Consider the following 9,777-nt stretch of genomic DNA (forward strand, 5'->3'; position numbering starts at 1 on the left):
GAGGGAAAGCCGGTGTCGGTGGAGGAGATCGTGGACAATTACGGCGGCCGCATCCACCGGCTGTCGGTGGAGTCCGGTCAGCTCGATGTCGACTATCGGGCCGCGGTGACCACGCCTGCCGATCCGGCCCAGGTCGGGGTCACCGATCATTCGATCTACTTGCGCCCCAGCCGATATGCCGAGGCCGACAAGTTCTTCGGATTCGCCGCGGGTCAGTTCGACACCTCGTTGCCGAAGGGGGAACTCCTCAACCAGGTGACCGCGTTCGTCGAGGATCGCCTCGACTACATCCCCGGCGCGAGTGACCCCATCGACGGCGCCGCCGACACCCTGCTGGCCGGTGCGGGCGTCTGCCGCGACTACGCGCATCTGGTGGTGGCGTTGCTGCGCGCGTTGAACATCCCCGCCCGGTTGGTCGCCGTGTATGCGCCGGGCTGCGATCCGATGGACTTCCACGCGGTCGCCGAGGCGCTCATCGACGGCGTCTGGGTGGTGGTCGATGCCACGCGGCTCGCGCCACGCCAGGGGCTGGTGCGCATCTCTACCGGGCGGGACGCCGCCGACACCGCATTCCTCGACAACCACGAGGGTTCGATCAACCTCGACTCGTATCAGGTGACCGCGGTGGTGCGCGGTGATCTGCCCATCGACGACGGAACGGACCGCATCAGCATAGGCTGAGCGGTGTGCGCGCACTGACGTGCCCGATCTGCAATGCGCTGTCGGGATTCGAGAACCAGAACTGTCCCCGCTGTGGCACCTCCGTCGGAGTGCACCTGCCGAGTCGATCGTTGGTGGTGGCCTCCGAGGACGGCGTCGACATCGACGGGCGTCGCTGGGAGCGGTGTTCGAGTTGGTCGCGCACGGGCTGCAACTGGATGACGCCCTCGGAGGTGGGGGAGGGCGAGATCGGTTTGCGGGGACTGTGTTTCCCGGATTCGCTGGTGCGGCGCCAACCCGATCCGTCCGACACCATCGCCGTCGAGAAGCTCGCGCCGACCACCTTCGATCTGCGGATGGTGATCTATCAGCTCGCCGATCTGGGGCTACCGATCGAACCCTACTGGCGCACCAAGGGCGGGTTGGCCTTCGACCTGTTGTCCAGTCTGTCGGAGGGCAAACAGGTGATCATCGGGCACGCCGGTGGCGTCATCACCATCGACCTCGCCGAAACCCTTGACGCACATCGTGAACGGCTGCGGGTGTCACTCGGCGAGCCCTATCGCACCATGGTCGGGCACTTCCGCCACGAGACCGGGCACTACTACCAGCATGTGCTCGTCGAAACCGGCGACGGGGCCGATCGCTATCTGGCCCGGTGCCGCGAGATCTTCGGCGACGAACGAGCGAGCTACAGCGACGCTCTCGACCGGCACTATCGGCAAGGGCCACCGGCCAATTGGCGTGACTCGTTCATCTCCGAATACGCCACCATGCACCCGTGGGAGGACTTCGCCGAGTGCTTCGCCCACTACCTGCACATCACCGGAACCATCGACACCGCACGTGAATCCGGGCTGATGCTCGAGAGTGATCAGGTGCGTTTCTCGATGGACCGCGACATCGTGCCGCTGGCGACGTACGCCGATCAGCCCATCGAGAAACTGCTGTATGACTGGAAGTGGCTGTCCACCATGTTCAATCGCGTCAATCAGGCGATGGGCAGCCCGCCGCTGTATCCCTTCGACATCCCGCAACCGGTGGTGCGCAAACTCGGCTTCGTCCATCGCGTGATCCGGGAGTCGGCCAAGCGTAATCCGGTCACCGATCCGATGGTCGCCGAGCCTGCGGTGTCGTGAACCCGCACCAGTCGCCCGGGCCGCCGCCAGGTCAGCCGAGCGCCTCGCGGCGATGGGCGGCAACGAATTCGAGGACTGCGGCCACATCTGCCGGATCGCCGACGCGATACTGGGCGGCGGTGTCACCGGGGCCGACCTTGATGCTGATGTCGTGGTCGTGGCGCAGATGGGCGAAGGCCTTCTCGTCGGTGACGTCGTCACCGAGATAGATGACGACGTCGGCGCCGGTGCGGTCGCGCAGGAGATCGATCGCGAGGCCCTTGCTGGTCTCGATGACGGCGAGCTCGATGACCGCCTTGCCCTCGGTGGCCTCGACCCCGTCCCACAGGGCCGGGCCGAGACGAGCGCGGTCGAGCGCGGTCGCGGCGTCGGCGGGGCTCGCGTTGCGGACGTGCAGGGTGGTGCTGACCGGTTTGACCTCCACCGTGACACCGTCGAATTCTGCTGCGATGGACTCGAACTCGTCGATGATCCGGGCGAGGAGCTGCTGTTGCTCGGCGGTGACCGGTTGACCGAAGCCGGTGTCGAACTCGCTGCCGTGGCTGCCGACGAGGGTGATCGGGTCGTCGGCGAGACCGGACAGTGCGGCGAGATCCGACAGCGCCCGCCCGCTCACCACGGCCACCGTGGTGCGGTCGAGTCGGGCGGCGGCCCGTAGCGCCTCGATCGATTCGGGCAGACCGACCGCGTCCTGCGGCCGGGAGACGATGGGGGCGATACAGCCGTCGTAGTCCGACGCGAGCAGCAGCCGGTTCACCGAGCTCGCCCGCAGCAGCGCGTCGGACAGCGGTGTGGGGATGCCCTCGGCGCTCATCGCCCGTCGGCCGACTCGTCGGCCCCATATTCGATCGACCCAGACTCGTTGGATGCAGCCTCGTTGGTCCCAGTCTCGTCGGACTCGGAATCCAGTAGGCGCACACCGCGGTTCGCCGATGCCTCGGTCTCGGTCGTATCGGCCAGGGGGCCGAGGAAACTTGCCGCCCACTTGCCGACATCGTGGGCCAGAACCTGCCTGCGCAGGGCCCGCATGCGGCGTCGGCCTTCTTCGGGGGCCTGCTCGACGGCGGCGACGATCGCGTCCTTGACGCCGTCGAGGTCATACGGGTTGGCCTGATACGCCGACCGCAATTCGGCTGCGGCACCGGTGAACTCGCTCAGCACCAGGGCGCCGCCGAGGTCGTTGCGGCACGCCACGTACTCCTTGGCGACCAGGTTCATCCCGTCACGCAGTGGCGTCACGAGCATGACGTCGGCGGCGACGAAGAAGGCGATCAGGTCGTCGCGGGGGATCGGACGGTGCAGGTATTGCACGATCGGCCGACCGACCTCGCTGTAGCGGCCGTTGATGTTGCCGACGAGCTGTTCGATACCCGCGCGCATCTGGATGTAGCTTTCCACGCGTTCGCGGCTCGGTGTCGCCAGCTGGACCATGACGGTGTCGGCGGCGTCGATTCGCTTCTCCTCCAGCAACTCCTGGAGCGCTCGTAGCCGGACGTCGATGCCCTTGGTGTAATCGAGCCGGTCGACGCCGAGCATGATCGTCTTCGGGTTGCCGAGTTCTTTGCGGATCTCGGCGGCACGTTTGCGGATCTCCTTGGATCGCGCCTTCGCGTCGAGCTCGCCGGAGTCGATGGAGATAGGGAAGGCCCCGACCCGTACCGTGCGGAAACCGACCTGCACCACACCGAACCGCGACCGCACGCCAACGGTGCCCTTGCTGGTGGCCTGACCGGCGAGGCGTCGTGCGAGATAGAGGAAGTTCTGGGCGCCGCCGGGGAGGTGGAAGCCGATGAGGTCGGCACCGAGGAGCCCCTCGACGATCTCGGTTCGCCAGGGCAGCTGCATGAACAACTCGACCGGCGGGAAGGGGATGTGCAGGAAGAACCCGATCTTGAGGTCGGGGCGCAGCATGCGCAGCATCTTCGGGACGAGCTGCAGTTGGTAGTCCTGCACCCACACGACCGCACCTTCGGCGGCGGCCTTCGAGGCGGCCTCGGCGAAGCGGCGGTTCACCTCGACGTAGGTGTTCCACCACTCGCGGTGATATTCGGGTTTGACGATCACGTCGTGGTAGAGCGGCCACAGGGTGGCGTTGGAGAAGCCTTCGTAGTATTCGGCGATCTCCTGCGTCGACAGCGGCACCGCCTGGATGCCGATGCCCTCGACCTCAGGGTTCTCGTCGGAGTCGGCGATGCCCGACCACCCCACCCAGGCACCGGTGTGGGAGCGGAGGATGGGTTCGAGAGCGGTGACCAGACCGCCGGGGCTGCGCTTCCAGGTGATCTCGCCGTCGGCGTCGACCGACTTGTCGACGGGCAGCCGGTTGGCCACCACGACGAACTCGGCGCCGGATTCGGGTATCGCTCGGCTCTCCGAGGTCACGGGTCAGGCGTTCTCGCCCGGTGCGATTCCCAACATCGCCAGCAGCATCCGGCACTCGTCGGCGTCTGTCGCGTAGGCGGCGACGACGCGTCGCGCGGAGATCGCGGTCTCGTCGGCCACCGGCTCCAGCTCTTCGTCGGCGATGTCGGTGGTTTTGGCTGCTGCCATCATGTCCCCTCGGTCGTGGCCCCGGATGGGGCGCCGCGGTCGTCGGATGTCGTGGTTGTCGCACCGTCGTGTGGTGCGCGCGACCTCCCATGGTACCCGGTCACCCGCTGAGGGCTTCGCGGTCACCACTCGATCCGGCGGCGTCGGCGCAGGCGCCGCCGGTGTGCCCATTCGGGCCGGACGATCTGGGGCCGACGCAGGGTGCGGGCGATGAACTCGCCGAGGGTCACCCCCGCGGCCAGCGCGCAGCCCACGCCCAGGGCGCTGCCCGCCCAGGTGAGTCCGTCGAGGGTCTGATCGTTGAGCAGCCCGTACAGACCGCGGTAGACGGCGAGACCCGGCAGCAGAGGCGTGATGCCGGCAACCGCGACGACCAGTGGTGGGGTGAGTGCGCGGCGGGCCAGCAGACCGCCGAGCATGCCGATGCAGACCGCGGCCAGACCGGACCCGATGACATCGCCGACCGGGATGAACGAGGCGCCCGCGGCCACGCCGACACCGATCACGCCGGAGATGAAGGCGACCGGCAGCGCGCGCCGCTCGGCGTAACAGGCCAACGCGAACGCGAATGCGGCGAAGGCGCCCGCGGCCACGCGTGCAGGGATGTCGACGGCGGCGAACTCGGTGGTGGTGGTGATGGCGGGCAGATAGATGCCGACCGCCGACAGCATCCGCAGCGCCATACCGACGCCGGCGATGATGCCACCGGTCATCAGCAACAGCTCGAAGAAGCGGGCGACGCCGGTGATCGGTGCGCCGGTGATGGCGTCCTGCACCGAGCCCACCAGCGACAGTCCCGACAGCAGCACGACGATCCCCGCCGCGATGACCTGGGACGGCATGATCTCGAACCCGAGTTTCTCGCCGCCCTCGAACACCAGCGCCGCCGGTACCACCGCGATGAAGCCGCCGGTGACCTGTTGGAAGAAGATCGGGGTGCCGATGCGATTGAGTAGCCGATTGATGGTGACGGTGACCCCGGTCGTCATGAACGCCAACAGCGCGATCAGCGGTCCGCCGCCGAGCAGCACGCTGATGCCTGCGGCCATCAGCCCCCACGCGAGAGTCGCGACCTTGTAGGGGTAAGGGTGCGGGGCGGCGATGATCGCGTCGACCATCCGGTGCGCGGTGGCCGGCGTGATCGCCGAATCCCGGATGCGGCGGATGAGTTTGTCGACCTGCGCGAGTCGGGTGAAGTCCAGCGAGCGGTAGTGGACGGTCTCCATCGTCGTGATGGGCGGCAGCGTCGCGCCGCGTCGGGCGCTGACGACGATGGTGTTGTAGGTGACATCCACGTCGACGTCCTCGATGCCGTAGATGTTCGCGACGAACTGGATCTGGCTGCCGGTGTCGATCGCGCCGGTCCCCGAGTCGAGCAGCACCGCGCCGATCTTGGTCGCCAGGTCGAGCACCTCGGTGATGGCCCCGACGTCGAACCGATCGATCGGACGCCGGGGCGCCACCATGATGCTGCCGGGTTCGATGGTGTCGATCGTGGCCTGGCTGGTGCCGATGAGGCGGCGGGCGGTGCGGCGGATATACTCGCGCAAGCATGCCTCCTTAGCTCAGTGGTAGAGCACTCGCCTTGTAAGCGAGCGGTCGTCAGTTCAATCCTGACAGGGGGCTCGCCTGCAGACTGCGGCCCGTCCGGTGTGATTTCGGACGGGCCGTCGGTCTTGGGTGGGTGCAGTCGATGTCGTCGAGTTGTCATCGTCCCGCGCCGGCCTGTGTGCGCGATTAGAGTTCGCGTATGACTTTCCACGTCGACTCCGAAGTGGGTCCGCTGGCCCAGGTCATCCTGCACAAGCCGGGGATCGAGTTGTTGCGTCTCACACCCGACAACGTCAAGGGACTGCTGTTCGACGACGTGATGTGGGCTGAGAAGGCGCAGGAGGAGCACGAGCAGTTCCAGCAGATCCTGCGCGACCTCGGGGTGACGGTCCACCTCTATCAGGACCTGCTCGCCGAGGCACTCGCCCAGGACGGTGCGCGCGACGAGCTGGCGGCCGAGCTGATCACCGAAACCCAGTTCGGGACCGAACTCGATGGACCCCTGCAGGAGTTGCTCGACGAGCGCACACCCGACCAGCTGGCCGAGCTGTTGATCGGCGGCATGCTCAAACGAGAGGCGGCGCCGCATCTCGGTGGCGTGTCGAGCCTGCTGCTCCACAGCCTCGACGACGACGGCTTCCTCCTCGCGCCGCTGCCCAATCATCTGTTCCAGCGCGACAATTCGGCGTGGATCTACGCCGGGGTCAACCTCAACCCGATGGCCAAACCGGCACGGCAACGCGAGACCATCAACTCCCGGCTGATCTACAACTTCCATCCGATGTTCACCGCGGAGGAGTTCGTGTTCTACAACGGCAACGATCCGATGCGGCACACACCGGCCACCATCGAGGGCGGGGACATTCTCGTCATCGGCAACCGCACGGTGATGATCGGTATGAGCGAACGTACCGCCCCGCAGGGCATCGAGGTGCTCGCCGAAAACCTGTTCAAGTCGGGGACCGTCGACAAGGTCATCGTCGTCGAACTCCCGATGGAGCGGGCGTTCATGCATCTCGACACCGCCATGACGCAGGTCGATCGCGACGCGTTCAGTGTCTACCCATATCTGCCGGATACCTTGCGCTCCTACACTCTGGTGCCGCGAAACGACCAGGGCCACTTCACCGTGACCGAGAACGCCGAGCTGTTCGCCGTGGTGGCCGAGGCGCTCGGGGTGGACACGTTGCGGGTTCTCAAGGCGCCGATCGACCGGCTCGAGGCGGCCCGGGCGCAGTGGGACGACGGCAACAACTTCTTGACCGTATCGCCGGGGGTCGTGGTCGGGTACGAACGCAATGTCACCACCAACAAATACTTGGGCGACAACGGCATTCAGGTCATCGCCATGTCGGGGTCGGAGCTCGGGCGTGGTCGAGGCGGGCCACGGTGTATGTCCTGCCCGATCGAGCGTGAGGCCTGAGCATGAGCGACACACAGTCCGGCGGTGGCTGCTCGTCTCCCGTGGTGGAGACCACCTCGGGCGCCTATCGCGGTGTTCGTGACCACTGGATTCACGTGTGGAAGGGCATCCGGTACGCCGCGCCACCCGTGGGTGAGAATCGCTGGTGCCGTGCGCGTCCGGCGATTCCGCACGCCGGTGTCGTCGATGCCGACCGGTTCGGTGCGGTGTGTCCACAGGCGCGTAATCCGGCGATCGGTCTGGGTAGCGATCCGGTGATGGACGAGGACTGTCTGTTCCTCAACGTGTGGGCCCCGGTGGCCGGCGCCGACTCACCACGACCGGTGATCGTGTGGGTACATGGTGGGGCCTACGTTTTCGGATCCGGTGGTCAACCCCTCTACGACGGCACCCGGATGGCCGCGCAGCGTGACGTCGTGGTGGTCACGATCAACTACCGCATCGGTGCCTTCGGGTTCGCCGACATGGGGTCGGTGATCGATGGTGCGGAAACCAATGTCGCATTGTCGGATGTGCTGGCCGCGTTGACGTGGGTGCGCGACAACATCTCCGGGTTCGGTGGCGACCCGGCGCAGGTGACGGTGGCCGGCGAGTCGGCGGGCGGTGGGATCGTCACCACGCTGCTCACGATCCCGGCCGCTCGCGGACTGTTCCATCGGGCGATCGCCCAGAGCTCACCGGCGACGGCGGTGGCCTCGGCGCAGCGGATGGGGATTGTTTCCGAGCGTATCGCCGCCGCTATTCCCGGCGATCTCCGCTCGGCGTCGTCGGCGCAGTTCGTCGACGCGCAGATGCAGGTCTTCGCCGAAGTACCACAGGAGAATCCGGGAATCCTGGCCTTCACGGTCACCGTTGACGGGGATCTGGTTCCGCATCACCCGATCGACGTGTACCGGGCCGCCGAATCGATCCCGGTGCCGTTGCTGATCGGAACGAACCGCGACGAGTCCGCGCTGTTCCGTTACATGAAGTCCCCGTTGATGCCGATCGACCTGTCGACGATCCGCACCATGTTCGAGCGGATCGCGCTCGAACAGCCCGAACTCCGTGTACCCGATGAGCACACCGTACTCGCGGCGTATCCGCGGAATGCCAAGGCCGCCGGGCTCGGCATTGCGCGTGACCTGGCTTTCCGGATGCCGACGCTGTGGGTCGCTGATGCGCACGCCGAGGTGGCGCCGGTGTACATGTACCGATTCGACTGGGCGCCCAGGATGTTCCGTGTACTGCGCCTCGGTGCCACGCACGGCACCGAGCTCAACTACACCTGGGGCAATCTTCCAGCGGGACGCAAGGACATCACCTACAAGCTGGGTGGGCGGGCAACCGGTGAACATATTGCCGAACGGCTCCTCGGTCGCTGGGGATCGTTTGTGCGAGAGGGTGTTCCCGATGTCCGGCTCGACTCGGGCCCGACGCCCTCGTGGCCCCGATACCGCAGCGACGATCGCCGCTCCCTGGTGATCGACGAGGACGATCGCGTGGTCCAAGGGCTCGACGACAACCTCCGCGACACCTGGGGCAACGACATCCTCGCCTTCCGCTGAGGTATCGCGGGGACGAATCCAGCACCGGTGCAGGTGGTCTCGAGGCTCGCCGCACGCGGCTCGCACCTCGACCATCGGGGTATGACGCTCTCCTCGAAGGATGCTGACGCTTCCCATCCGACGATCGGATACTCGGACGCTCCCACCCCGGTGGTCGAGGTGTCGAGGAGCGCTAGCGACGAGCGTCGAGACCCGTTGTGCCGAAAGGCTTCCGGGCCACGGGCACGACACCTCGACCATCGGGTGGGTTTATTCTATGGAGTTCTCAAACAACAGATGCGGTCCCGGCCAGGCCGGGTGCAGGGGAATCAAGTAGTAGGGCAGATCAGGCTGCGGTGTCGTCGAGTCGCATGGTGCGGCGGTGATACGACGGCACGGGTCGTCGTTTCGGATCCACGCTGGCGGGTGGAATCAACCAGGGGTGTCGGTCGAATCCCATGATGATGTCCCAGCCGTGGTGGTGCACGTCGTCATGACAACTGGTGCAGAGCAGGCATCCGTTGTCGAGGTCGGTGGGACCACCCTCACTCCAGTGCCGCACGTGGTGTCCTTGGCAGCGTCCGGCGTGGGCACCGCATTTGATGCACCCGCGATCCCGCACCAACAACGCTTTGCGTTGCCCTGGAGTGAAGAAGCGTTCCTGGCGTCCGACGTCGAGGGGAACACCTTCGGGGTTGAGAATGATTCTGGTGATCGTGGTGTCACACGACAGCATTTTCGCGGTGGCTTCGGTGATGGCTCCCATGTTCTGCAAGTCGCCGCCGAGTGCCGGGTTGTCCGCTGACCAGGTCCACAACAGGCCGTTGGTGGGTTTGGTCGAGAAGGTGGTGTCGGCCAATCCTTGTGCCGCCAACTCCACGATCGTTTCGAATGCGGCCGCGCAGATCTGTTCGGGTGTCCGCGGATC

The 9,777-nt window shown here is 66.3% G+C and carries 9 protein-coding genes and 1 tRNA gene; 5 read left to right on the forward strand and 5 right to left on the reverse strand.

Annotated elements, in window-relative coordinates; translation table 11 throughout:
• Both B1964_RS02355 and B1964_RS02360 read left to right on the forward strand, forming a co-directional pair.
• The coding region (locus tag B1964_RS02355) for a transglutaminase family protein (RefSeq protein WP_079928651.1) at positions 1 to 681 on the forward strand (681 nt) is incomplete at its 5' end.
• A 5-nt stretch (positions 682 to 686) separates the two neighbouring features.
• Positions 687 to 1,799 (forward strand): putative zinc-binding metallopeptidase, encoded by a 1,113-nt coding sequence (locus tag B1964_RS02360; protein WP_079928652.1) that lies wholly within the window; start codon positions 687 to 689, stop codon positions 1,797 to 1,799.
• A 31-nt stretch (positions 1,800 to 1,830) separates the two neighbouring features.
• Here B1964_RS02360 and otsB read toward each other — a convergent pair whose 3' ends face one another.
• The 4 genes from otsB to B1964_RS02380 form a co-directional block, all read right to left on the reverse strand.
• The gene (gene otsB / locus B1964_RS02365) at positions 1,831 to 2,613 is read right to left on the reverse strand and encodes a trehalose-phosphatase (RefSeq protein WP_079928653.1); all 783 of its coding nucleotides are present in this window, start codon (positions 2,611 to 2,613) and stop codon (positions 1,831 to 1,833) included.
• Positions 2,610 to 4,181 carry a trehalose-6-phosphate synthase gene (locus tag B1964_RS02370; protein WP_079928654.1) on the reverse strand — a complete coding sequence of 524 codons (1,572 nt, stop codon included), beginning with the start codon at positions 4,179 to 4,181 and terminating at the stop codon, positions 2,610 to 2,612. The genes otsB and B1964_RS02370 overlap by 4 nt, the downstream gene beginning before the upstream one ends.
• Positions 4,182 to 4,184: 3 nt before the next feature.
• On the reverse strand, positions 4,185 to 4,349 hold the full coding sequence (locus B1964_RS30320) for a hypothetical protein (RefSeq protein WP_172398723.1): 165 nt from the start codon (positions 4,347 to 4,349) through the stop codon (positions 4,185 to 4,187).
• A 122-nt stretch (positions 4,350 to 4,471) separates the two neighbouring features.
• Positions 4,472 to 5,899 (reverse strand): threonine/serine exporter family protein, encoded by a 1,428-nt coding sequence (locus tag B1964_RS02380; RefSeq protein ID WP_079928656.1) that lies wholly within the window; start codon positions 5,897 to 5,899, stop codon positions 4,472 to 4,474.
• A 4-nt stretch (positions 5,900 to 5,903) separates the two neighbouring features.
• On the opposite strand from B1964_RS02380, the gene B1964_RS02385 reads away from it, so the two are divergent.
• The 3 genes from B1964_RS02385 to B1964_RS02395 all read left to right on the forward strand — a co-directional run bounded on the left by B1964_RS02385 (position 5,904) and on the right by B1964_RS02395 (position 8,870).
• Positions 5,904 to 5,975 (forward strand) — tRNA-Thr (locus B1964_RS02385).
• A 124-nt stretch (positions 5,976 to 6,099) separates the two neighbouring features.
• The gene (locus tag B1964_RS02390; protein ID WP_079928657.1) at positions 6,100 to 7,323 is read left to right on the forward strand and encodes an arginine deiminase; all 1,224 of its coding nucleotides are present in this window, start codon (positions 6,100 to 6,102) and stop codon (positions 7,321 to 7,323) included.
• A 2-nt stretch (positions 7,324 to 7,325) separates the two neighbouring features.
• On the forward strand, positions 7,326 to 8,870 hold the full coding sequence (locus B1964_RS02395; protein WP_079928658.1) for a carboxylesterase/lipase family protein: 1,545 nt from the start codon (positions 7,326 to 7,328) through the stop codon (positions 8,868 to 8,870).
• A gap of 325 nt (positions 8,871 to 9,195) precedes the next feature.
• Here B1964_RS02395 and B1964_RS02400 read toward each other — a convergent pair.
• Positions 9,196 to 9,777, reverse strand: a 582-nt coding sequence (locus B1964_RS02400; RefSeq protein WP_139765603.1) for an HNH endonuclease signature motif containing protein, incomplete at its 5' end; no start/stop codon positions are given.

This window comes from Gordonia sp. i37 (assembly GCF_002043085.1).
GTDB classification, from domain to species: Bacteria; Actinomycetota; Actinomycetes; order Mycobacteriales; family Mycobacteriaceae; genus Gordonia; species Gordonia polyisoprenivorans.

Excerpts from the sequence above, each read along its gene's own strand:
- B1964_RS02395 (WP_079928658.1), top strand. The coding sequence starts at position 7,326 with ATGAGCGACACACAGTCCGGCGGTGGCTGCTCGTCTCCCGTGGTGGAG.
- otsB (WP_079928653.1), bottom strand. The coding sequence starts at position 2,613 with ATGAGCGCCGAGGGCATCCCCACACCGCTGTCCGACGCGCTGCTGCGG.
- B1964_RS02390 (WP_079928657.1), top strand. The coding sequence starts at position 6,100 with ATGACTTTCCACGTCGACTCCGAAGTGGGTCCGCTGGCCCAGGTCATC.
- B1964_RS30320 (WP_172398723.1), bottom strand. The coding sequence starts at position 4,349 with ATGGCAGCAGCCAAAACCACCGACATCGCCGACGAAGAGCTGGAGCCG.